Origin of the sequence: Clostridium sp. OM05-9 (assembly GCF_003481465.1) — a bacterium.
In the GTDB taxonomy this organism is placed as follows: domain Bacteria; phylum Bacillota; class Clostridia; order Lachnospirales; family Lachnospiraceae; genus Coprococcus; species Coprococcus ammoniilyticus.
Window position 1 is genome coordinate 585210 of record NZ_QULF01000001.1, and the last position, 24549, is coordinate 609758.

At 42.0% G+C, this 24549-nt stretch carries 18 protein-coding genes and 1 riboswitch; of the genes, 12 read left to right on the plus strand and 6 right to left on the minus strand.

The window, feature by feature from the left end; all coding sequences use genetic code 11:
• The first annotated feature begins 8 nt into the window (after positions 1-8).
• Together DXB77_RS02720 and DXB77_RS02725 are read left to right on the plus strand one after the other, a co-directional pair.
• Entirely contained in the window at positions 9-1535 is a 1527-nt protein-coding gene (locus DXB77_RS02720) for a hypothetical protein (protein ID WP_118662595.1), read from the plus strand.
• A complete protein-coding gene (locus DXB77_RS02725; RefSeq protein WP_118662596.1) occupies positions 1532-2209 on the plus strand; it encodes a hypothetical protein in 678 nt (225 codons plus the stop codon). Before DXB77_RS02720 ends, DXB77_RS02725 begins: the two co-directional genes overlap by 4 nt.
• A 173-nt stretch (positions 2210-2382) precedes the next feature.
• On the opposite strand, the gene panD is transcribed toward DXB77_RS02725, so the two are convergent.
• Positions 2383-2766 (minus strand): aspartate 1-decarboxylase, encoded by a 384-nt coding sequence (gene panD, locus DXB77_RS02730; protein WP_117822025.1) that lies wholly within the window; start codon positions 2764-2766, stop codon positions 2383-2385.
• Between the two features lie 313 nt (positions 2767-3079).
• On the opposite strand from panD, the gene DXB77_RS02735 reads away from it, so the two are divergent.
• The 6 genes from DXB77_RS02735 (at position 3080) to DXB77_RS02760 (ending at position 12365) form a co-directional block, all read left to right on the plus strand.
• On the plus strand, positions 3080-4684 hold the full coding sequence (locus tag DXB77_RS02735) for a DUF6034 family protein (protein WP_118662597.1): 1605 nt from the start codon (positions 3080-3082) through the stop codon (positions 4682-4684).
• A gap of 93 nt (positions 4685-4777) precedes the next feature.
• The gene (locus tag DXB77_RS02740) at positions 4778-6334 is read left to right on the plus strand and encodes a DUF6034 family protein (RefSeq protein ID WP_021944068.1); all 1557 of its coding nucleotides are present in this window, start codon (positions 4778-4780) and stop codon (positions 6332-6334) included.
• 253 nt (positions 6335-6587) lie between these two features.
• On the plus strand, positions 6588-8021 hold the full coding sequence (locus DXB77_RS02745; protein ID WP_118662598.1) for a hypothetical protein: 1434 nt from the start codon (positions 6588-6590) through the stop codon (positions 8019-8021).
• Positions 8022-8110: 89 nt separating this feature from the next.
• Entirely contained in the window at positions 8111-9550 is a 1440-nt protein-coding gene (locus tag DXB77_RS02750) for a DUF6034 family protein (protein ID WP_118662599.1), read from the plus strand.
• Between the two features lie 84 nt (positions 9551-9634).
• Positions 9635-11377 carry an alpha/beta hydrolase fold domain-containing protein gene (locus tag DXB77_RS02755; RefSeq protein WP_117785825.1) on the plus strand — a complete coding sequence of 581 codons (1743 nt, stop codon included), beginning with the start codon at positions 9635-9637 and terminating at the stop codon, positions 11375-11377.
• 16 nt (positions 11378-11393) lie between these two features.
• Positions 11394-12365, plus strand: coding sequence for a glycoside hydrolase family 25 protein (locus tag DXB77_RS02760; protein WP_117807272.1), 972 nt, complete (start codon positions 11394-11396; stop codon positions 12363-12365).
• A gap of 175 nt (positions 12366-12540) precedes the next feature.
• Here the strand turns inward: DXB77_RS02760 and DXB77_RS02765 are convergent, their stop codons facing one another.
• The gene (locus DXB77_RS02765; protein ID WP_117807273.1) at positions 12541-13362 is read right to left on the minus strand and encodes a hypothetical protein; all 822 of its coding nucleotides are present in this window, start codon (positions 13360-13362) and stop codon (positions 12541-12543) included.
• 212 nt (positions 13363-13574) lie between these two features.
• Here DXB77_RS02765 and DXB77_RS02770 point away from each other — a divergent pair, with 212 nt between their 5' ends.
• The gene (locus DXB77_RS02770) at positions 13575-15389 is read left to right on the plus strand and encodes a B12-binding domain-containing radical SAM protein (RefSeq protein ID WP_347559461.1); all 1815 of its coding nucleotides are present in this window, start codon (positions 13575-13577) and stop codon (positions 15387-15389) included.
• Positions 15390-15713: 324 nt separating this feature from the next.
• Here DXB77_RS02770 and alr read toward each other — a convergent pair whose 3' ends face one another.
• Complete coding sequence (gene alr, locus DXB77_RS02775; RefSeq protein ID WP_118662601.1) at positions 15714-16835, minus strand: alanine racemase; 1122 nt, start codon at positions 16833-16835, stop codon at positions 15714-15716.
• Between the two features lie 259 nt (positions 16836-17094).
• Here alr and hydE point away from each other — a divergent pair, with 259 nt between their 5' ends.
• Positions 17095-18147: a [FeFe] hydrogenase H-cluster radical SAM maturase HydE gene (hydE, locus tag DXB77_RS02780; protein ID WP_117807276.1), complete on the plus strand. Its 1053-nt coding sequence runs from the start codon at positions 17095-17097 to the stop codon at positions 18145-18147.
• Between the two features lie 374 nt (positions 18148-18521).
• Here hydE and thiC read toward each other — a convergent pair whose 3' ends face one another.
• From thiC to DXB77_RS02795, 3 genes are all read right to left on the minus strand, one after another.
• Positions 18522-19832 carry a phosphomethylpyrimidine synthase ThiC gene (gene thiC, locus DXB77_RS02785; protein WP_117807277.1) on the minus strand — a complete coding sequence of 437 codons (1311 nt, stop codon included), beginning with the start codon at positions 19830-19832 and terminating at the stop codon, positions 18522-18524.
• Between the two features lie 88 nt (positions 19833-19920).
• Positions 19921-20030, minus strand: a riboswitch (TPP riboswitch).
• A gap of 92 nt (positions 20031-20122) precedes the next feature.
• Positions 20123-21466, minus strand: coding sequence for a threonine/serine exporter family protein (locus tag DXB77_RS02790; protein ID WP_117807278.1), 1344 nt, complete (start codon positions 21464-21466; stop codon positions 20123-20125).
• Positions 21450-22217 carry a DUF4866 domain-containing protein gene (locus DXB77_RS02795; RefSeq protein ID WP_117807279.1) on the minus strand — a complete coding sequence of 256 codons (768 nt, stop codon included), beginning with the start codon at positions 22215-22217 and terminating at the stop codon, positions 21450-21452. Before DXB77_RS02795 ends, DXB77_RS02790 begins: the two co-directional genes overlap by 17 nt.
• Before the next feature lie 125 nt (positions 22218-22342).
• On the opposite strand from DXB77_RS02795, the gene DXB77_RS02800 reads away from it, so the two are divergent.
• Both DXB77_RS02800 and DXB77_RS02805 read left to right on the plus strand, forming a co-directional pair.
• Positions 22343-23266, plus strand: a complete 924-nt coding sequence (locus DXB77_RS02800; protein ID WP_117807280.1) for a LysR family transcriptional regulator — start codon at positions 22343-22345, stop codon at positions 23264-23266.
• A gap of 216 nt (positions 23267-23482) precedes the next feature.
• Positions 23483-24406, plus strand: coding sequence for a ketopantoate reductase family protein (locus tag DXB77_RS02805; protein ID WP_118662602.1), 924 nt, complete (start codon positions 23483-23485; stop codon positions 24404-24406).
• Positions 24407-24549: the final 143 nt, after the last annotated feature.

Consider the following 24549-nt stretch of genomic DNA (forward strand, 5'->3'; position numbering starts at 1 on the left):
AGTTTAACATGAAGAGAGTAAGGAAAACAATGTGGAAGCTGTGGACAGGCGTATTATTATTTATAGGGATGATCGTCTGGCTTCCGATACAGGTGTGGGCAGCACAGACAGAAGTCGAGATTGATATGCCGGAGGGTTACAGTAAGGCGGTCTTTTATGTAACCTGGGAAAATTATGAACAGCCTGGAACGATTGTGCTGACTTCACCATCCGGTAAAGTATATAGCAAGAAAAAAACGCCGGATCAGGTTTATGAGGCAAATGGCGAAGCAATCATACATGTCGGAAAAGGAGAAGAAGGTACATGGAAGGCTGCGGTAACCGGAGAAAATCTTGGTGTGGTGGACGTAACGATAGGTGAGGTTCCGGATTCGCTGGTCATCAGTAAATTTGAAATATCAGAAAAAGGAACCGGAAGTGTCAAGGTAAACTATAAGATCACAGACTGCCCGGATGAGCTTTATGTGGAGGTGTTTGCAGATACTGATTCAGAGGGCTTTGACGGAACCTGCGTATATAGTGACAATATGGAAAAATCCGGATCGTTTACATTTGATCTGGATCAGCTTCCGAGCGGAGAATATCATTTTTATATCCGTGTATCCGTAGACGGTGTGTATCAGCGTGCCTATAGTGATGCATTTATCAGCTATCAGAATCCGGAGGATGTAGAGAAGGTTTCCGGGGTAAAGGGTGGAACATATAATGATGGATATTATATTTCATGGAAAGCTTCTAATGAGGAAGCTTATACGGTACGGGTTTATGATGAGGCGCATAATCTGATCAGAGAAGAGGAGCAGGGAACCACGGATTTCTATTATGATGATTTTATAGGTGATGCTTCTAAGGTTTATCTGGCAGTGATAAGAACAGATGAGAACTGCAGGTATGAGCTTGTGTCGGCAGATGCTGCAGTAAAGGCTGATGCTGATGTAGTCTTTGATACAGATGCAGACAGAACAAAGAGCAGCTTCATTCAGGCAACGGTCACGATGCAGGATAAGAATACATTTGATGCATATCTGGGAGATGAGCGGATACTTACGGATGAAAAAGAAAATGGTATGTATCGGGTGAACTTAAAGGATGGAGATAATACGGTGACCTTTGTTATTACGGATCCGGCAGGCAATACTGTAGAATATTCCAAAGAGATCTATGTGGATACCGTACCACCGCAGTTGTCCATATCCGAGGATGTTGATGGAAAGGTAGTAACCGAAAATACCATTTATCTGAATGGTTATACGGAAGCAGGAGCTTCCCTGACCTTGAATGGCGAACCGGTCGAACTGACACAAAGCTATTTCCATAAAAAAGTGTCACTTGCAAATGGAGAAAATACACTGGAGCTGATCGCAGAGGATGCAGTAGAAAATCAGTCAGTATACAGAGCTGTGGTGACCTATGAAGCTGCAAAAACTGTAAAACGTGTATTTGAATATGTGATACTTGGTGGTCTGGTACTGGTATTATTGATCCTTTATATTATTGTATTTGTCAAGGGGCGAAAAAGGAGGAAGCAGTCATGATCGTATATACAATCATTCAGGTGGTCATTACGCTTGCTGCGGCTGGTGTGATCGGTTACAGTATATTTCTGACTGTACAGGTTTCCGGTGACCGGCTGCTGACCATGGACAGTACATTAGGTTATCGGTACGCGGTTGCTTATCGCCAGTGGCAGTTATATGCAGGCATTGCTATTGCGGTATTGCTGTTTTTGTGGGTGCTGTATATACTGGCTTGGCGTAGATACAGGATGAAACACAGAGAAGAGCGTCTGGCAAAAAAAACAGCGAAAAAAGAGGCAAAAAGGCAGGAAAAACAGAAGAAAAAGACAGATGCAAAGAAGCCTCAGACAGCTGCCGGTGACACAGTATCAGATAATTATGATGTAAGCATGCAAAGCTATTATCCAAATGGATATGATACAGATAACTGGGGCTATTATCCAAATGGATATGCTGCAGAGAATCAGGGCTATTATCCGAATGGATATGCTGCAGAGAATCAGGGCTATTATCCGAATGGATATAGTGCAGAGGATCAGACGTATTATCCGAATAGCTATAATGCAGATATACAGGGAGGTTATCCGGATGAATATGCTGCAAATGCACAGACATATATGCCGGATACATATGGACAATATATATCATCGAATGAAAAGAATGCTCCAGACACAAAAACAGGAATGAAATGAAAAAGAGTCATTTCAGCCGTTAACGAATCTTGTTATTAACAAAAGGGGATGTAAAAAAACTCCCCTAAAAAGAAAAATAGCTATGGGCTTGTGCCTATAGCTATTTTTGGTATAATAAATTATGCAACTAACTCAAAATACCAAGGGTAATTATACACCTCGTTTTCAGGTATTTATCCGATCTCGCCGTGCTTCTCATAGCTTGTGATGCGGGAAATGGAATTATCTTCATTTACAAATACAACAGTCGGACGATAATCTTTGGCCTCTTCCGGTGTCATGGAGGCATAACACATCAGAATGATATGGTCTCCGACCTGAACCTGTCTGGCTGCTGCACCATTTAGGCACATCACACCCGATCCCGGTTCTCCGGCGATGGTATAGGTCTCAAAACGATTTCCGTTTTCGATATCAACGATCTGCACCATTTCATATTCAAGGATCCCGGCTTTCTTCAAAAGCTCTGAATCTACGGTAATACTGCCGACATAATTCAGTTCAGCCTGTGTAACAACGGCTCTGTGGATCTTACTTTTTAACATGGTAATATTCATTAGAATGACACCTCTTTATTCTTTCTCACCGCACATACTATAACATAAAAAGAAAAAATGCAATATAGAAATACAAGAAATTGTAGAAAAAGGATGCAAAAAGGATGCAGATATATTGCATAAATTATGTATCGGTCATGTACATTTAATATGTCGGGAAAATGAGACGAAAGCTTAAGAAAGTTTAATAAAAAAATAGACCCGTATTAATGAACAAAATCGATGGTTTGTGTTAATATTTTTACAGCGCTGAAAAAATATACATATTAATTTTGTTTGTTAAAATGTAGGATCACAGCAGGAGGTAATTATTTTGAAGAAAATAAGAAAAGAAACAGCAGGTAATAAGACAACACAGGTAAGCAGAAAAATGCGCTATAAAAAGATGGCAGCACTTGCCATTGCAGGAGTTCTGGCAACAGGAACTGCACTTACAGGCTGTGGAAAGAAGAATATAGATTACAGTGTAGACGGTGAATCAGGAAACGGAGGTAGCTCGGATAGTGGAAGCCTTCAGGGTAAGTACGGAATACCGGAATCCTGTGATACTACACTGGACGCTGGAAGCAGCGGGATCAGCAAACTTGCAATAGAAGCAGATGAGGTAACAGTGCCGGATACGGTAGATCTTCCGACTGTATATGTAAAAAGAAAAGAATCATCAAATGATACTAGAAAACAGATCGTAGAAGCTGTCCTTGAAAAAGACAAAGGTATTTATACATATGATTATAACAATATGACAAAAGCAGATATTCAGGACCAGATCGATGAGTATGAAAAGGAAAAGAAGGATTCTGCAGCAAATGGAGATAATTCCAGTGCATCCTGGTTTGATTCCATGATCTCCGACCTGAAAGATCAGCTTCAGAATGCACCGGATGAATATCCGGCGGCTGATGATTATTCCGGTAGTGCCTTTATCGGAGAGATCAACGGAAGAAAATATATTATGTATATGGATGATCAGGAAGGCGGAAGTGGTTCCGTAGGTCTGAAGGATTCATTGATCACCTACCGTCCAAAAGATGGAATGAACGGAGTATATTATTCAACTCCGGATAGCGGGGATGATCTGTCAGATGCAGATGTGTCAGCCTCAAATGTATGTACATTTACAAAGGAAGAAGCACAGTCCATTGCAGATGATTTTATCAGTAAGGTCGGTATTTCAGATGCTTCCCTGAATGATACACAGGATCTTTACTGGTATTACTATGGAACAGATGGGAATACCGAGGCTGTTGATGTCGATGGATATGTATTTACATACAGCAGAGCGATCAATAATCAGACAACAGATGTTCCGGCAGCCTGGAATGTTGATAATATTACGCAGGATGATGGATCGGTAAGCATTCCCGCCGAAACCTGTACGGTATATGTTGATTCTAATGGTATTATATCTGCAAGCTGGGTATCTTATCTGGAAACAACCGGAAAAACAGAGTCAAATGAACTCTTATCATTTAAGGAGCTGTTAGAAAAAGCAAATAAGAATATTGCAGAATACTATACCACATATCCAACCAGATATAAAAAAGTAGAGTTTAATTCTATGAAGCTTGGCTATTATCTGGAGAAGACAGATGAAGAAGGAACATTCAAATATGTACCTGCATGGATATTGACACAGTATGAGGATATGACTGATTCAACAAATGAGACATATCCAACCCAGATGGTTGTCCTTGATGCAACAGATGGTACGGTGATCGATCTGATGGAACTGTCCAAGTCACTTGGCACATATCAGAGTTATGAAACAGATACGATCGCAAGAGATGTATCTGATGACGGCAGTTCATCGATATCTACTATAGATGATGATACCAACACTTCCGGAGATTCCACAGGCAGTGAAGGAGATTCCACAGAGGGTGATGCAGATACAACCGGTGATACGACTGAAGAGTAATCGGTCGCGGAACATGGCGCAAAATAATATGTCATTTACTGGATCGGATCCAGAAGCTATAATAAATGAGAGAAGAAAAGAGGAGGTTCTTATATGCAGAACAAAACAAAGAATAATAAAGAAAGATTTCGCGTATATCGTAAAAAAATGGCAGCCTGCCTGTTAGTTGGTATGCTGGCAGTCAGCACAGCAGTTACCGGTTGTGGCAAGAAGGATATTGATTATGATGTAGAAGGAAATGGTGGTTCTGGAAGCAATGCGGACAGTGGCAGCCTGCAGGGTAAATATGGAATACCTGAAAGCTGTGATACCGAGATCGCAACAGGAGATTCCGGTATTCAGAAGATTGCAATCGATGCAGAAGAAGTGATCGTACCGGATACAGGAGATCTGTATGTTGCATCGTTTAAGAAGAAGGAAACAACAAATGATAGTAAAAAAGAAACAGTAGAGGCAGTTCTGGACAAAGATAAGGGTATCTATGAATATGATTATGATAAGCGTACCAAAGAAGATATTCAGACTGAGATCGATATGTATGAAGCCGAAAAGAAAAAAGGTGACAGTGACATGGCATCTTATTATGATTCCTGGATCAATGATCTGAAGGATGAGCTTGCGACTGCACCGGATGAATATCCTGCAGCAGGCGATTATACAGGAGATACTTTTATTGGTTCGATCGGAGATACAAGGTTTACGGTATCCACTCCGAGCGAGAAAAATGGTACAACCGGATATTCCCTGTATCTTGCGGATGATTTCTTAAAATATCGTCCAAAGGATGGAGCAAGCGGATGTTATTCAACTTCCATGGACGATTACATGCAGTATAGTGCAGACGAGTCAGACTCTGTAGATGCAAATACAAATCAGTGTACATTTTCAGAAGATGAAGCAAGACAGATGGCAGATGATTTCCTTGCAAAAGTCGGATGTACGGATGTTACCTTAAAGAATACATCAGCACTTTGCTGGGTTTATTATGATGATAATGGTGACAACCAGTCAACAGATGTGGATGGATATACATTCACATATTCAAGAGCGATCAATAACCAGCCAACCGCAACAGTAAATGCATGGAATGTCGATAACATCCAGCAGGACAATGCATCCATTGATATTCCAAAGGAGGAATGCTCCATCAGCATTGATTCCAAGGGTATCAATAGTGCAAGCTGGAGCGAATATCTGGAAGCAGATGGAGAACCACAGGCAACACAGATTCTTTCCTATAAGGATCTGTTAGATAAAATGAATGAAACCGTTCCTGAATATTACAGCAAGTACACATCTCATTACAAGAAGATTGAATTTAACGGTATGGAGCTGACCTATTTCCTGAAAGCAGGAGACAAAGAAGGAACCTTTGAATATATTCCGGCATGGATATTATCCCAGTATGAGGAATATCAGGATTATACAGATAAGGACAGCCCGACACAGATGGTTGTAGTCGATGCAAGAGACGGATCAGTGATCGATCTTCTGGAACTGGCCAAGTCACTTGGCACATATTATACATATGATGACAAAGACGATTCCGATACAGAAGACGTAGACGATACGGATACAGACACAGATACATCTTCTGAAGATACATCCGCTGAGGACACTTCTGCCGAAGATACATCTTCTGAAGAATAAAAATATTAATATAAAAGATATGCTCATGTACTGTTTCATGTAATAAGCAGTACATGAGCATTTTTAATTATTCAGAAAATATACAGCTATGATGCGAAAATGATTTTTCCCTGTGTTTTAATTAGAAAGTCGTAAGATAATTTGGAGAAAAAATACAAAAATTGGAGAAGATACGGATACTTCAGATAGTGCAGAGAAGTGACCGGGATTGGGAAAGAAATAAAATATATTTACGATATGAGGAGGAAGGAAGATGAGAAAACAGATCAGGAGAAGAGGAACCGCCTGGCTGATGTTTGGAACAATGATGATGGCGGCGGTATTTACCGGATGCGGGAAAAAAGATATCGACTATGATATCGATGGATCCGGCGGAAAAAAGGACAGCGGAAGCATTCAGGATAAGTACGATATTCCAAAGTCATATGATGACAGTATAGCAGTAGGGGATTCGGGTTTGAGTGAGATCACATTGAAGGTGGATGAGATCTCGGTTCCTGATACATCAATCATGTATACTGAGAAGTTAACAAAGAATGATACCGCAGGAGAGGCACTTAAAAAAATAGCGGAAGCGATATTTGATAAGAGCAAAGGAATCTATGCTTATGATGAGAACAATCAGACAAAGGCAGATATAGAAGAACAGATCGCATCCTATGAACAACTGAAAAAAGAGCTGGGAACCGATGCGGAACGTATTAAGGAGATAAATGATACGCTTACAGAGCTTCAGGATGAGCTGGAAAAAGCACCAGAAGATTATCCGGCTGCCGGAGATTATTCTGCAACAAAGTACCTTGGAACATGTGGTCAATATGAATTTGTTCTGAGGACACCGGATGATACGATTTTAAGCTATGATTTATCATTGAAGGAGGATGCCATGGTATATAGACCTGCAGACGGAACAGAGGATGGAACGGAGATGATCGATCATGGCGGCTATGTGTCATTAAATGACAGTATAAAATATGGTTCCGAAGGTGCAGAGGAGGCACTGAACGATAAAAACCAGTGTAAATATTCAGAAGAAGAAGCATTGGAGATAGCAGAAGAATTTCTGAAGAAGATCGACTGTAATGATATGACACTTGGAGAGTCCTCCGCACTGGCATGGACCTATGATGATGCTTTATCAACGCTTATAGAGCGTGATATTGATGGGTATTATTTTACATTTAACCGGATGATAAAGGATCAGTCTCTTGGAGAGGGCTTACAGGCATTGAATGTTGACAATATGGTGCAGCAGGAAGCAGGTGTGGATATACCTACAGATTACTGTAAGATTGCGGTGGATGATAATGGAGTGATCGGAGCTGTCTGGACGAATAATCTGTCTGTCGAAGGTGAGGCAGAGGAAACAGAACTGCTTTCTTTTAAAGAACTGATGAAGCGGGGGGATTCATCTGTTTCTGAATATTATGCAAAGTATAATACACAGTACAAGTCGATCGAATTTAATCGTATGCAGCTTACCTATTGTCTGAAACCGGGAGCACAGGTCGGTGAATTTGAATATGTGCCGGCATGGATCATATCGCAGGTTGAAGTATATGAATTTGATGAAGTTACATATGAAGATCCTCAACAGATGGTCGTGCTGGATGCAACCGACGGATTCTATATTGATATCCTTGAGGTATCGAAGGCACTGGGAACATGCAGTGTAATACAGGATTAAACGGAGGCGGTATAAGGATAATAAAAGAAGTCATTTTTATCTGATATATGAGGGAAAACGGGAAAATCTTTAAGTAAGAAGGGATACAAATGATGAAAATGGACATTACAAAAAGAAGAAAAATGATGGCACTGTTTCTTGCAGGAACTCTTACAGTATCTGCGGCTGTTACAGGATGCGGAAGGAAAAATGTAGACTACAATGTAGATAATACCCAGCCGAAACAAACAGAGGCGGATCTGGGACAGACGGAGACATCTGCATCCGGAGAAGATCTGGATAGTGGAAGTCTGTGGAGTAAGTATAAGATTCCATTTACCTGTGATACGGAGATTGCGGTTGGAGATACCGGCTTATCAAAGATCCATGTAACGGATGATGATATCAGTGTTCCGGATACCTCTGACCTTCAGATCGCACAGTATAAGAAGAAAGATCCGGAGAGTAATGAAGTGAAGAAGCAGGTGGCAGAGAATCTGTTTGATAAGGATGAGGGAATCTATGTATATGATTCCATGCATCGGATAAAAAAGGACATTCAGGCAGAGATCACACAGTATCAGACAGCAAAGGAGAATTATCCGGATCCTGTATTTGCGGATTCCTATGATTCATGGATCAGCGATCTGGAAACGGAACTGGCAGATGCCCCGGACAGTTATCCGGCTGCCGGAGATTATTCCGCGGATGATTATGTTGGTACTGTGGATGGGAAGGAATATGAATTGTATTACAAAACCGACAGCGTTTATCGTTCCTTTAATATGCGGGAAGATTTTATGATGTATCGTCCGAAAGAAAAGGCAACGTATGTCACGCCATATTCAAAGGCTGACTATGAAAGAGAGACAGGAACAGAAGCGGATCAGGAGAATACAGTTCAGAATGCCTGCAGCTATTCCAAAGATGAAGCACAGATGAAGGCAGAAGAATTTCTGTCGAAGATCGGTGCGAAGGATGTAGCCTTACAGGACAGTTCTGATCTTTACTGGGTATATACAGATGCGACAAATTCGGTTGTTGCTACGGATGTGGATGGGTATTCGTTCACCTACGTAAGAGCTGTTGATAAGCAGCCGGTGTCAACGATGGCATTTAATCAGGTTGAAAATCTGCAGAAGCAGGTGGAATATTATGATGTGCCGGTTGAACGCTATGAGATCACAATGGATTCCAATGGAATCATCAATGCGAACTGGTGTGATTATCTGGAGTCCACCGGAGAAAGTGCAAAGACTGAGATCCTTTCATTTCCGGAGCTGCTTGAAAAGGCAAATGAAACCATACCGGAATATTACAAAACCTATCCATGTAAATATAACGCGATCAATTTTAATGATGTGACCTTGACCTATTACCTGACAGCAGGCGCAGCAGATGGACAATTTGAATATAAACCTGTCTGGATCTTTTCTTCCTGTGATGATAAATCGGATCCGGATTATCCAAGTGAGATGGTGGTATTAGATGCAGCCGATGGATCTGTGATCGATATGTTGAATGTAGCAATGAAGATATCAGCAGATTAAAATTAGACTTGATATTCAATCCCGGTTATGTGAAAATGGTAGCAGGTAAAAATGGTTACATATGTATATTAAGGGATACATTATATGAGTACACAAAACAGTCTTGTTATCATAAAAGAGAAAATTGCAGGTGTCATGCTGGATGATAAGCGCATGAAAGCGGATGATATTGCTAAAAAAGTCCTGAAGGGAAGAAAACGGGAATGCAGCACGCCTCCAAAGTGGATGCAGGATGCATTTCATATTACAAAGGCAGAGTCAGAGAATGGATTATGCTATTATGTGAAACCAAAGAAGAAAGAGGTAAAGAATTTCTTCTTTTATATCCATGGCGGCGGTCATTGTATGGAAATCAACAAAAACCAGTGGGAATTTGTTGCGACTGTGGTCGAGGAAAATGGATATGGTGCGGCTGTTCCGATCTATCCGCTGGCGCCAGAGCATAATGCACAGGATACTTTTGATATGCTGATCGGGACATACAGACATCTGACCAGGCAGGAGACGATCGACCGTCTGGTTGTTGTTGGAGATTCCACAGGCGGTGGACTGGCGTTATCACTGGCAGTTCTGGCATGGAAGGAAGGTGTTCGCAGACCGGATAAGCTGGTGTTGTTATCACCTTCATTAGATACAGAATTTATGGATGGAAATCTCGCCAATCATATGCTTGATCGCAAGAAAGAGGTACGGAAGTATTATTACCGGCTGGGCATTAAGGAATTTCTTAGCAGGTACTGGATTCAGGATCTGTATCATCAGAATGAATATACCTGCCCGATCTATGCGGATCTGACTGATATCTGTGATGAGATCGCCATATTCACAGTAGAAAATGATCTGCTGAACAGCTATGCAAGATTATTATATGATAAGCTTAAGAAAGAGCAGATCCGGATTCACTATTTTGAATATTTTGGAATGCCTCATGATTATATTGAGCATCAGCATGTGCCGGAATGCCGTATGATCATCAATCGTATCAGCGACAGTATCAAGGATGAAGCAAAGCTTGTAAATCCTGAGATCAAGCGTGCAGTATGGGCACGGTCAATGGTAGCGGAACGATATCCGAAGCTGTTTCAGGATGATGAGTCGATTAAGATTGCAGCCAAATTAAATGTGTCACATAAGGATTTCAATGCGATGTATCAGGAATATGATCGCCTTGTTAAGATTGGACGGATCGTAGAGATTGACAAACGGGTAAAACAGTTTATTATGAGGTATGCAGATGGCGTTATTGTAAATGTCGGAGCTGAGTTAGATACCATGTTTTCCCGCATGGATAATGGCAGGATCCGATGGTACAATGTAGATATGCCTGAGACCATGGAACTGCGGCGCAAGATGGTGGAGAGCAGGGACCGGGAGCAGAATATCGGCAAATCAATCCTTGATTTTTCATGGCTTGACAGTGTGAAGAAGAAACCGGGTGAAGCAATCTTATTTGTATGCTGTGATGTAACGAAGTATTTTACGGATAAGAAGCTGCAGGCGTTTCTGAATGCGATATGGGAGCGGTTTCCGGGTGCTGAGGTACTGTTTGATGTCAAGAACTCCGTTGGCAGAAAACGGGCAAATCTGAAAGTATTAACAGGAAAGAAGAAAGGTTCGTTTATAAAAGTAAGTATCGATAACTGTACCAGCCTGATGTATGACTGGAATATTAAGTACAGAGTACTGTATGACAGGGCAATCCTGAATCAGGAGGATATCACAGAGATGTTTTCTTCTGATATAGCAAGAAAATATCGTCATGCGATCAGACGAAAATATGATAAGATCATACAGCTTCGGTTAGGTACGGAACGAATTGCAATATAAACGGCTTGTGATTGACATGAGAGAAGCAGACAGAAGAAAACAATTAGCAAAAAGAATGAAATATGCAGTGTGCATCGGCGCAGGAATTGTAATTGGAATCATTGCAGGAATCTGTATTGGTATTGATTATAATAAGACAACCAGATCGACACCTGCCTTGTACACGGAAATGGAACATGGTCTAGAACTGACACCGGGAGAGCTGGCAAATCTGATCTATGACAATTACTGGAATTATATCAAGAAGAGTTACATCATTGTAGGAGATGATAAAGAAACTGCACAGCTTTATAAGATCAGTAGTAAGGTAGCCAGACATAATTATGATTTGGAACGGTTTCAACTGGATGATAATGGCTATATGAGTTATTCGGATGATAAAATCAAGCATGCAAAGCTTGGAATCGATGTATCCAGTCATCAGGGATCAATCGACTGGGATCAGGTAAAAGAAGCCGGTATCCAGTTTGCAATGATCCGTTTGGGATATCGTGGATATACACAGGGTGGTCTGGCACTGGATGACGGCTATGTGACGAATATAGAAACAGCTCTGGAAGCAGAAATGCCGGTTGGGGTATATTTCTATACACAGGCAGTAAGTTATGATGAAGGAGTAGAAGAAGCACAGTATGTACTTCAGAATATCGCAGGTTATAAGATCAGTTATCCGGTTGTAATTGATACGGAGAAGATGGAAGCAGAAGGTGCCCGCGCAAATGATATTTCAAATGAAGAGCGTACCGATGCCATTGTTGGTTTTTGTGAGACGATAAAAAATGCCGGATATACACCGATGATCTATGCAAATAGAAACTGGTATGCGCAGAATCTGGATATGGATCGATTGGGTGATTATCAGCTCTGGCTGGCACAATATTCCAATGTACCCGATTTCCCATATCTGTTTACCGGCTGGCAGTATACCAGTGAGGGAAGTGTGCCGGGAATCTCAGGATCCGTTGATATTGACGTCTGGATGAAATAGAAAACATTAAGAATATGATTATAGTACAGAATCCATCTGCTTTATAACAATACAGAGCAGATGGATTCTTGTCTATGATAAAAAGATAAAATTATAAAATTAAAACATCCATATTTTATAATACAGATAAATGCTGTAAATAAAGGTATGGATGTTTTTTATGTGATAAATCGTCTTATTTAATTGTAAAGGTTACGTTCTGAACCTTGCCGTTCTTTGACCAGATGGTTAGGGTATGTGTTCCCTTTTTCTTAACGACTGTGTTCTTCTTAACTACCTTGCCGTCCAGTTTCATCTTTACAAGGCTCTTGCTGTTGGATACTGTGATCTTCTTGCCGGCTTTGTAGGACTTGTTGTTCTTAACGGCTGTTGTCTTTGCTGTTTTTGTAACCTTACTGGTAGATGCGTAGAAGTTTTTCTTCTTGCTGGCATCCCTGATAGTCCATGAAACGGTCTTTGATTTGTTTGAAAGCTTACCGTTTGTGGTCTTAACCTTATTCTTAAATGAAACCTTTACATTCATGTAGAATGACAGGCTGTCAGTAAGATCGTTTTTCTGAAGCTGTGCAGCGTCGGCAAGTTTTGCAATTGTAAGATTACTGCCTGCTGTAGAAGGATCAAGTGTAGCATAGAAGAAATTCTTTGTCAGACATACATTTGTGTAACCTGCAGATGAAAGTAAATCTTCGATATCACTGAGTTTCTTGTTTTTTACGGTCATGGAGAACATATGGTAGGTAACACCATCGATCTTCTTTTTTGAATATTTGGCACCGGATCCCTTAAGTTCATTAATGAGTTCTTTTTTGGTCATTTCAGACATGCTGGCAAGTCCATCCAACATTTCATCATCATAACCCTGTTCAATCGTACAGGTTGCTTTGGTGGCAGAGGTGAGTTTTACGGTTGTGTTAATAGCAGAACCGCAGCCGGTCATCATCAGACCAAAGATGCAGACACACAATGCCAAAAGTACGTGTTTCATTTTTTTGTTCATAGATACCCTCCTATAATAAAATTTTGTCTACAGACTCAGTCTATCATCCGCGTTGCCTAAAGTAAAGGCAAATACCGGATTTTGTAGCTTAATAAATCTTATCTGTGGTATAATCCTTGAAATGGATAAATAATTTCATATATCAGAAACATGAAAAAGAGATTATTATGAATAAGCCTGCAAAGATACAGAAAATCATATAGTAGGAGGTTGTGAATTCCTTGAAGTTTTTACTGGCAGCATTAAATACAAAATATATTCATTCGAATCCGGGGATTTATTCCCTGTACTCATATTCGGTAAAGAGACAGCCGTCTCTTGCAGAATATATTGAGATTGCAGAGTATACGATCAACAATCAAAAGGGAGAGATTCTTGCGGATATCTATAAGAGAAGACCGGATGCAGTTGGATTTTCCTGTTATATATGGAATATCGAGATGATCCGTGAGATCATTAAAGAATTGAAGAAGCTCCTTCCGGATACAGATATCTGGGTGGGCGGACCGGAAGTAACCTACGATGCTGATCAGCTTCTTGCGGAAATGCCGGAGCTTACAGGAGTTATGGTTGGAGAAGGAGAGGTAACCTTTTATGATGTGCTGAGAAGATATCTTGATATTGGAAATTTTCATAATACTGGGAATACCTGTGATATTGAAAATTTCCGTGATACCGGGAATTTCCGGGATATTGACGGCCTGGTGCTTCGGGAAGGAGAAGATATTATTTGTACGAAGCCAAGAGGACTTACCGATCTGTCGGAGCTTCCATTTCTGTATTACGACTTGGGCACCTTTAAAAATAAGATCATTTATTATGAGAGCAGCAGAGGCTGTCCGTTCCGGTGCAGTTATTGTCTGTCATCGATTGACAAACGGGTTCGGTTCCGCAAGCTTGAACTGGTGAAGAAGGAACTGCAGTTTTTTTTGGATCATCAGGTAAAACAGGTGAAGTTTGTAGACCGGACATTTAACTGTTCCCATGAACATGCGATGGAGATCTGGCGGTATATCAAAGAACATGACAATGGAATCACAAATTTTCATTTTGAGATTGCAGCAGATATTTTAAATGAGGAAGAATTGGAGCTGGTCAACAGTCTGCGGCCGGGTGCGATACAGATGGAGATCGGAGTGCAGTCGACAAATCTGCGGACAATAGAGGAGATTGATCGTGTAATGGATGTCGATAAGCTTGCAAAGATCGTTGAAAGGATTCATCAGGGACATAATGTGCATGTGCATCTGGATCTGATCGCGGGGCTTCCGTATGAGGACTATGGATCATTTGCACACTCTTTTAATGACGTATATGCGATGAAGCCGGAGCAGCTTCAGCTAGGCTTTTTAAAGGTGCTAAAGGGGTCGAAAATGCATGATAATGCAGAACGATATGGTTTACAGTATACAAGCTGTCCGCCGTATGAAGTATTATTTACAAAGTGGATTTCCTATGATGAGCTTCTGCGGTTAAAGCAGATCGAAGAAATGGTGGAGATCTATTATAACAGCTGTCAGTTTGAGAGCACGCTGCCATTTCTTGTAGAAGAATTTGCTTCACCGTTTGATTTTTATGCGAGCCTTGCAGCTTATTATGATGAAAAGGGGTATTTTATACAGACACCGGCGAGAATCTACCGGTATCATGTATTGCTTCATTTTGCGGAAGAACGCTTCCCTGAGAAGACAGAACTGATTCGGCAAATGCTGGTATTTGATTTATATCTTCGTGAGAATATGAAGACCCGACCGGATTTCGCCCCGGAACAGGAGGGTGTGAGAGATTTGTTCCGGGACTTCTACATCCGTGAGGCCAACGACCACAGATACCTTCGGGAAGAAGACTATCATGGCTGTGACTGGAAATCTATGTCCAGAATGACACACATAGAAAAGATTTATTACAACAGAGAGACGGGAAATCGTCTGTCTGAAGTATGCTATATATTATTCGATTACAAACGCCGTGATCCGCTGACCGGGGATGCAAGGTATATGATAGTAACACCTGTCGCATCCATGTGATATAAAGTTTGGCTGTCTCATGTTGCCCGGGATACTGCTATTTTACGGATGTGTATGTGTTCGGCCTCATGTTGTCCGGGATACTGCCGGTATACTTTGTATGTCTTGTTTTTTTCTATTCGTTGCAAATGTCTGATTCGCTCATGCTCCTGTGCCAACTCGCCTTTCAGGCTCAAACAGGCACCCGCATTCGCTGACAATTTGCATCTCATAACGAAAAAAAGCAAACGACAGTACAAAGTGTACCGGCAGTCGCCCGGACAACATGAGACAGGATACATATACACCCGCGTACCGGCAGTCGCCCGGACAACATGAGACAGGTTACATATATACCCGCGGAACAGCGCTGTTGACGAAAATCGGGTTGATCGGAAATGTAACCATATCGCCTACCGAGATATTACATCCGGTTGTATCCACGATCACGGAGTTCATACTGATCTGACCTAACACCGGAAGCCGGCAGTCTTTAAAGCTGGCAGCCGGTGATTTTTTATGGAAAGTGCCTTTTAATTTATAATAAATACGGATCGGAGAGAAGAAATTTGTCCGGAAATCGGTGTGGCGTTCCATCCCAAGTCCATGATAATATCCGACGGAGATAACGGCTGTTTTTGTATTGTGTGACAGTTTAAAGCTGTGACCATAGCCGATGTTGTGACCGACCGGCAGCTCATAGATATCGTCCACACAGGCAGACAGATTGCAGACCTCATGAAAACCATAATCATTTGGAACCGCAAGTCTGCCAAGAAAGGCAGAGCCGATGCGGATGGCATCTAAATTCATGGATGGATATTTTATCATCGAGGTTGAAGATGAGATATGACGGATGCCTACCGGAATACCGTCTTTCTGGAGTGTGTCACAGAGGTGAGTGAAATCCTGAAACTGTTTCTTCACATAGTATTCATTTCTGCATGCAGCTGCATGGAAATGAGAGAAGATACCGGTGATCCGCACATGTCTTAGCGACTGTACGGTATCGGCAATCTGTTTTTCTTCGGAACATAAGAAGCCGTATCTACCAAATCCGGTGTCAATGCAGAGATGTGCATGGACTGTCGGATGGTTCATGTAGGCGGCTGTTTCATCGATCACATGTGCACAGTCGGTACTGGTGATGCTGAGTGTGATATCATGATCGATTGCCGTCGTGATATCTTCTGAGTTATATAAAGGCGTCATCAGCAGGATATTTCCCGTGATGCCGTTTCTGCGTAAGGTGACAGCATCTGACAGTTCGGTTACACCATAGTTATCAATACCCTTTGATTGTAAGAATGATGCAAATTTTGTAAGCCCAAGCCCATAAGCGTTCCCCTTTAATACTGCTATGACCTTTGCACCATTTGCCAGACGTTTGATGATCCGTATATTGTTATCCAGTGCATTTGTTTTGATTGTAAGAGTTGTCATGTCCTCAAGTTCCTCCGGTTTCATGTAAGTATTTATCTCATTGTTTATCTACAGACATATGGTCTGTTGTCGAAACTCGCTGCCCGGGCATGAGCGGTTGTTCATTTATTTGATGAATCTAGCATATATTCGAAATGCATCATTTTTGTATAAAAACCGACACAGAAATGCAATATCTTTGAACTTTTTTTGCATCGTTTGTATGCAATCCGGAAAAGTGGATGTTGTATAAGAGTAAAATGTGATAAACTATTTGTAAATAAAAACAGGATGGAAACCGTTTATGCATACACTGATAACAGAGATTCGCGATAAACAGAATATTACAAAGGAACAGCTTCAGCTTCTGCTGGAAACAGACAATCGGGAAATGATCGAAGAATTGATGGCATGTGCCAGAACGGAAGCACAGAAGGTATACGGAAATAAAGTCTATATGCGTGGACTGATCGAGTTCACAAATTATTGTAAAAATAACTGCATTTATTGTGGGATAAGAAGAGATAACTGTCATGTTGATCGATACCGGCTGACCAAAGATCAGATCCTTGACTGTTGTCAGAGTGGATACCGGCTCGGGTTCCGGACATTTGTGTTACAGGGAGGCGAAGATCCGTTTTATACAGATGACCTAATCTGTGAGATCGTATCAGAGATTAAACATCAGCATCCGGACTGTGCGATCACATTGTCGATCGGAGAGAAAAGCAGAGAAGCCTATGAGCGGTATTTTGCTGCCGGGGCGGAACGTTATCTGCTTCGTCACGAGACTGCGGATAAGGCACATTATGAGAAGCTTCATCCGAAAGAAATGTCATTTGACAACCGGATCCGGTGCCTGCATGACCTGAAAGAGATCGGTTATCAGACTGGGTGTGGCTTTATGGTCGGTTCACCATATCAGACGGTCGATACGTTATATGAGGATCTCTGTCTGATCAAAGAACTGGAACCGGAAATGTGCGGAATCGGACCTTTTATTCCGCAGGCAGACACACCATTTGGAAAAGATGCTGCCGGAACACTTGAGATGACCTTACGGCTGCTGTCAATTATCCGTCTGATCCATCCTACTGTGCTGCTTCCTGCGACAACAGCACTTGGCACGATCCATCCGCTTGGCAGGGAGAAGGGGATTCTTGCCGGGGCAAATGTTGTGATGCCGAATCTGTCACCGGTCGGTGTCAGGAAAAAATATCTGTTATATGACAATAAGATCTGCACCGGGGAAGAAGCCTCGGAGTGTTGTGGTTGTATGATGCGGAGAATGCAGGGAATCGGGTACGAGGTTGTGGTTGACCGCGGCGACCATCCATTGTATGACAAGAAAAGATGAATGCATATATTGGAGAAATGCAAACATGGGAGAGGCTTTTTAGCTGAAGGTGAAAATATCTTTGTTATTGCAGATTTTATGAAAGAAAGATGTTGGAAAACATTCTGATTATATTAAGAACTGCATGTTTTACATTCTGCAATACGACAGCAAATAAAATGGGCGTTTTTCTGTCACTGACTAACTATATATTGACATTAGCGAAGATTTCGTCACGCGATGCACATTGCCAGTAAATACGGGTGCCTGTCTGAGCCGAAGGCGAGTTGGCACAGGAGTATTTACGAATCAGGCATGTGCATCAAATAGAAATCATAGCGAGTCAATTATAGATAGTCAGTGGCAGAGAACCGCTCATTTTATATGCATTCGTACTACAGAATGTCGATGTACTCATCGGCGAGAGCCTTGTTCATGCTGCGGACAGCACAGAACTTGCCGCACATACTACAGGTGTCGGAGTGGTCATCCTCTGGCATACGACTGTCGCGGATCGCTTTGGCTGTAGCAGGATCAAGTGCGCAGGCATATTGTGCATCCCAGTCCAGGACACGTCTGGCATCCGCCATCTTATCATCGATCTCTCTGGCACCCGGAATACCCTTTGCAATGTCGGCTGCATGAGCAGCGATCTTCGATGCGATAATACCCTGTTTTACATCATCTACATTTGGAAGTGCAAGATGCTCGGCTGGTGTAACGTAGCATAAGAAAGCAGCTCCGTTCATGGCAGCAACAGCACCACCGATCGCGCTGGTGATATGATCGTAACCGGGAGCGATATCTGTAACCAGAGGTCCGAGAACATAGAATGGTGCGCCCATACATAAGGTCTTCTGGACTTCCATATTTGCTGCGATCTGGTTAAGCGGTACATGACCGGGACCTTCCACCATAACCTGTACATTGTGTGCCCAGGCACGCTTTGTCAGCTCGCCCAGACGTACCAGTTCTTCAATCTGGCATACGTCAGTCGCATCTGCCAGACAGCCCGGACGACATGCATCTCCGAGGGAGATCGTAACATCATATTCTTCACAGATATCTAAGATCTCATCGAAATATTCATAGAACGGGTTTTCCTGACCGGTCATACTCATCCATGCAAATACAAGGCTTCCGCCCCGGCTTACGATGTTCATTTTACGTTTATGTTTTTTGATCTGATCAATCGTTTTTCTTGTGATTCCACAGTGCAAGGTTACAAAGTCAACACCATCTTCTGCATGAAGACGGACAACATCGATGAAATCCTTTGCTGTCAGCTCTGCAAGATCACGCTGATAGTGGATGACACTGTCATAGATCGGAACCGTACCGATCATGGCAGGACATTCGCTTGTCAGCTTCTGACGGAATGGCTGTGTATTTCCATGACTGGACAGATCCATGATCGCCTCAGCGCCCATATTAACTGCACTCATTACTTTTTCCATCTCAATGTTATAGTCCTTGCAGTCTCTGGATACTCCAAGGTTTACGTTAATTTTGGTACGCAGCATACTGCCGACACCTTCAGGATTCAGACAGGTGTGTTTCTTATTAGCACAGATGGCAACCTGTCCCTTTGCAACTAAATCCCTGAGCGCCTCGACAGCCATATGTTCTTTTTCCGCTACGATCTTCATCTGCGGAGTGATGATCCCTTTTCTGGCTGCGTCCATTTGTGTTGTGTAATTTTCCATATTATCCTCCTACTACAACCAATGTTATTTTACGTGGTAGAAAGTGGTGCTCCCGATCTGCCACAGAGCAATAAAAAAGATGCCGCAGGGCACCTCTAATACACATCCCTACGTTAGCATTACCTAAATCAGGTTCACAGGTCGAGAACTTCATTCTCCTCTCAGCCGGCTAATTTGTCAGCTCCCTGAATATATAAATATCTGGAAATATTATATGCCAGAATACGACATAATTCAATGATAATTTTTCAACATAAAAGATAAATAAGGACTTGCGCCCGATACATGAATCAGGAGCAGTACCGGAAAGTACGATCTGTCAGGATCCTTGCAAATATCAGACCGAGGGGCAGGGTAACAATGATCATGATCGCAGATGAAAACCATAAAACAGCCTCTGTTAGGGACATGATACCAAGATTATAGAAAGCACGATAAAGGTAAAGTCCCGGAACCATGATAACGATGGACGGAACGGTCAGAGAGATTCTTGGATATCCGTTATTCCTTTTTATAATGGAGGCAAGAATACCTGCGGTTAATGCGCCTGCGAATGCGGCAGCAGCCGGAGGCGTGCTTGTGTAATCGACAAGCTCCAGCCGGAGAGTATTTGCAACTGCTCCGATACAGGCAGCAGTTGCAGCCATCGGAATCGAGCTGTTAAACATAATGGAGAAACCGAAGACTCCGCAGAAGCTTGTAATGATCCGCAGGATAAGCTTTGTACCTACAGCCAGATTCAAAGCGGAGAAATCCTGAGGATGAAAATGTAACAGCAATGCCATGATCCAGGCGAACATAGTGGCTACTAAAACTATGATGACAGAGTAGCTCAGACGTTCAAGCCCGGACCGAAGATCCAGTTTAGCCAGGTCAATGCCGCTTGTTATGAATGGAAATCCGGGAATGATAAACAGCATTGAGCAGATATAGCCAGCTTCATGGAGTGCAGATACGTGGAAGAAGATTTCTGCAAGGTGAAAGCAGATGGCATATGTCATGCATGCGGCTGATATGGATACTGCTATGTTAAAGAAAAGGGTAAAATGGTGCTTGATCATTTTGGTACGGATGACATTTCCAACACCGGCTGCAATAAAAGCAAGGATCATTTCAACAGGACCGCCGCCTAATAGGAAGGTAAATGCACAGCAGGCGAGGGCTGAAGCCAGACCCAGTTTTGCAGGTGAATAAAGTGTATGGATCTTCTCAATCTGATCAAGACGCCGGTGAATCTCTTCGCCCGTCAGATGGGCTTCTTCTTTTGGGAAATTGTCAACGAATTGTTCCATCCGATAGAGCTTCGAGGTGTTTACACCGGTATTCGCAATGCTCAGAGACTGTGAAACGCAGTCGGTTCCATCAAAACAGTTGAATTCAATGGACATCAATCCGACATCAACGGTGCAGGTTACGCCCAGTTCTTTGGACAGACGGTTCATGGAAGTACGAACACGCCAGGCACCTGTTCCACAGGAGAGCATAATTAACCCGACCCTTCCAATAACAGAGGCTTTTTCTATCAGCCCCGCCTTGGCGATCAGGACATTGCTATCGTTTTTTACATAATCATGCCATGGAATTTCCATATGGTTTTTTTCCATGATATCTGTATAATTACTGTTCTTTGGCATAGATGATCTCCTCCGCTTTTTCAATATGATGTTCCAGATTCGTCAGGAATAATGAATTTGGAAGGAATATGCCGATTTCATCATATCGGGAATTATTTTTCACCAGAGAATCCTGCCCGTAGAAAATGTAGGACATAGGAAGCTCCTTTTCCAGTGCGATCATAAGATTCCATACAGCAGAATATGCTTCTGCCTCTGTCTCCTTTTGCTTTACAGTATCGGGAAGCTCGCGGATCAACAGTACACCGTCACTTTTTTCCAGAATCTTCTGTTCCGGTTTCATGTCATTTGCGGCATAATCGTGACTGTATCTGTATGCGCGGGCGAGATAGATATTTTTGTTGTTTCCAAGTGTCTGATAGATCTTATGAAAATGACGATATTCTTTTTCCCAGATTGAAGTTTCGTATTCAGGAAGCAACTGACCATTATCATCTGTCATAATGACAGGATTTGTTTTGCCATCTGCGTTGAATCGATATGGGATCAGAAAGGAATTACGCAGAAGATCAAACAGGGTATTGTTGCAGATCGCCATAAGAAATGCAGACAGATCCCGGTTATGATAGGAATTGAATAGTGCTTGTGCAAATTCTTCTGCCGGAAGTGGTGCATCGTAAGCATCCTCGTTATAACACAGGTAATTTGCAAATGTTTCCTGTAATTTCTCACATGCCCATGGATCATTCAGGATTTTTTCAAATAAGAAATCTGCTCTTTTTTCTCGTGGGAAAATTGTAGTTTCGTTCATGCTTAACCGACTTCCTTTCTTTTTCTGTTCTGCATAATTATACTATTGGCAGGATGATAAGTAAAAGATATAATTGATATGATAGACATAATCATTTGATATGATAAAAGAAACGGAGAAGACAGATGAATATTAACTTTGAATATTATAAAATATTCTATTATGTGGCCAAATATCATAATTTTACAAAGGCTGCGAAGGTTCTGGAAAACAGCCAGCCAAATGTTACAAGAGCGATGAACTGTCTGGAACAGCAGATGCACAGTACCTTATTTGTAAGAACCAACCGGGGCGTTCAGCTTACACCTGAGGGAGAAAAACTATATATGTATGTGTCGGCAGCTATGCATCAGTTATTAACGGCAGAGGAAGAACTGGCGGACTATTCGGGCATGGTACATGGAAGTATATCGATCGGAGCCAGCGAGACAGCGTTAAATATATATTTGTTTGATAAATTAAGGTCATTTCATACTGCATATCCGGGAATTCGACTGAGAATCTATAATCATTCCACGCCGGAGGCAGTAGATGCAGTAAAGAGCGGTAAGATTGATTTTGCTGTTGTGTCGACACCGGTGGAAGCAGACTCGCCCCTTGAAACCAGAATGTTGAGATCGTTTCGGGAGATCCTGATCGGTGGACAATCCTTTAAAGAGCTGCAGGGAAAGACGTTGTCTTTAAAAGAATTAAAGAATTATCCGTTGATCAGTCTTGGAAGAGAAACGATGACATTTCGGTTTTATGAGCGGCTGTTTTTATCGTACGGGATAGAATTTGCACCGGATACGGAGGCTGCGACAACAGATCAGATCCTGCCGCTTGTCCGTTGTGAGCTGGGACTGGCATTTATACCGGAATCCATGGCAGGTGAGGCGCTCGAACGCGGAGAGGTAATACAGGCAGTCCTAAAGGAGAAAATTCCTGACCGGCATATCTGCATGATATATGACAGCCAGCATCCGCTGAATACAGCCGCAAGATCATTTCGCAGATTATTGGAAGAAGACTGCGAAAAGGTAAACACCCTCAATCGGGGCATCGATTGAGAACAGAAAACGTCTGGTATGCAGTTATCAAGTTCAACATTCATACATTAAATATCCCCCAGGCATATTTGCAGAAAATGTATGACTGTTTTGTGAGGAGGACAGTTTGACTGTAGTCATTTTATAAGAACATATAAAAGATGGCGTGGAATCACACCAAAACAGGATAGAATGTTAAACAAAGAATCAATATAGTGGAAAAGAGGAATAAGAAATATGAAGATCAAAAGAATTGTATTGATTGGACTTGGCGCGATGGGTGTATTTTTTGCGCCAAGATTATATGAAGCATTTGGAGATGATTTTTATATTATTGCAGGTGGTGAACGTAAAAAACGTCTGGAAAGTAAAGGAGTTACGATCAATGGCGTCAACTACAGATTCCCGATCGTGACACCCGAAGAACAGGGTGAGCCGGCGGATCTGATACTGATCGGTGTAAAGGGCTATGGATTTGCACAGGCAATAGAAGATATCCGCCATCAGGTAGGCGAACATACATTGATCCTGTCTTTGTTAAATGGTGTAGACAGTGAGGAACAGTTGATTCAGGCATTTGGCGAAGAACATGTATTGTATGCATATATGAGAATGTCCATTGTTATGAAAGACGGAAAAGCAGACTTTGATCCGTACTGGGGCAAGATCCACTTCGGAGAGAATAAAAATGATGTTCTGTCAGATCGTGTACTTGCTGTAAAAGAAGTATTTGATCATGCCGATATTCCATATGAGATCGATCCGGATATGTTAAAGGGACTCTGGTTTAAATACATGTGCAATATTGGGGAAAATATGACTTGTGCGTTGCTCGGTATCCCATTTGGATTTTTCCGTATCAGCGACAGTGCGAATTGGATCCGTGACAATGCCATGCGGGAAGTGGCTGCGATCGCGCAGAAGAAGGGAATCGATATAGGTGAAAAAGAAATAGCGGAGCAGGATGTTACAGTAAAGACAATTCCACCCGAGAACAAACCATCAACCCTGCAGGATCTGGAAGCGGAGAAGCTGACCGAGGTAGAGATGTTTGCAGGTAATGTCATAAAGATGGGAAAAGAGCTTGGCGTGCCCACTCCGATTAATGAGATGTTCTATCATGGTATCCGGGTACTGGAGGAGAAGTTTACAAAAAGATAATATTTGAATTAGCACTCGACTGTTTACAGTGCTAATAAAACGTGCTATAAATAATGGTGTGAAGTAACTGCATATAATAGAGAAAGTTGTGTGAGTCTAATAAAATGCAGGAAAATGACAGTAATATATAACTGATGAAAGAG

Bases quoted from the DNA above. Each gene is read 5' to 3' on its own strand.
- DXB77_RS02790 (WP_117807278.1), bottom strand. From the start codon at position 21,466: ATGCCAAAGAACAGTAATTATACAGATATCATGGAAAAAAACCATATG.
- DXB77_RS02755 (WP_117785825.1), top strand. From the start codon at position 9,635: ATGAGTACACAAAACAGTCTTGTTATCATAAAAGAGAAAATTGCAGGT.
- DXB77_RS02725 (WP_118662596.1), top strand. From the start codon at position 1,532: ATGATCGTATATACAATCATTCAGGTGGTCATTACGCTTGCTGCGGCT.
- DXB77_RS02765 (WP_117807273.1), bottom strand. From the start codon at position 13,362: ATGAACAAAAAAATGAAACACGTACTTTTGGCATTGTGTGTCTGCATC.
- DXB77_RS02750 (WP_118662599.1), top strand. From the start codon at position 8,111: ATGATGAAAATGGACATTACAAAAAGAAGAAAAATGATGGCACTGTTT.
- hydE (WP_117807276.1), top strand. From the start codon at position 17,095: ATGCATACACTGATAACAGAGATTCGCGATAAACAGAATATTACAAAG.
- DXB77_RS02745 (WP_118662598.1), top strand. From the start codon at position 6,588: ATGAGAAAACAGATCAGGAGAAGAGGAACCGCCTGGCTGATGTTTGGA.
- DXB77_RS02800 (WP_117807280.1), top strand. From the start codon at position 22,343: ATGAATATTAACTTTGAATATTATAAAATATTCTATTATGTGGCCAAA.
- DXB77_RS02795 (WP_117807279.1), bottom strand. From the start codon at position 22,217: ATGAACGAAACTACAATTTTCCCACGAGAAAAAAGAGCAGATTTCTTA.
- alr (WP_118662601.1), bottom strand. From the start codon at position 16,835: ATGAAACCGGAGGAACTTGAGGACATGACAACTCTTACAATCAAAACA.
- thiC (WP_117807277.1), bottom strand. From the start codon at position 19,832: ATGGAAAATTACACAACACAAATGGACGCAGCCAGAAAAGGGATCATC.
- DXB77_RS02760 (WP_117807272.1), top strand. From the start codon at position 11,394: ATGAGAGAAGCAGACAGAAGAAAACAATTAGCAAAAAGAATGAAATAT.
- DXB77_RS02805 (WP_118662602.1), top strand. From the start codon at position 23,483: ATGAAGATCAAAAGAATTGTATTGATTGGACTTGGCGCGATGGGTGTA.
- DXB77_RS02740 (WP_021944068.1), top strand. From the start codon at position 4,778: ATGCAGAACAAAACAAAGAATAATAAAGAAAGATTTCGCGTATATCGT.
- panD (WP_117822025.1), bottom strand. From the start codon at position 2,766: ATGAATATTACCATGTTAAAAAGTAAGATCCACAGAGCCGTTGTTACA.
- DXB77_RS02720 (WP_118662595.1), top strand. From the start codon at position 9: ATGAAGAGAGTAAGGAAAACAATGTGGAAGCTGTGGACAGGCGTATTA.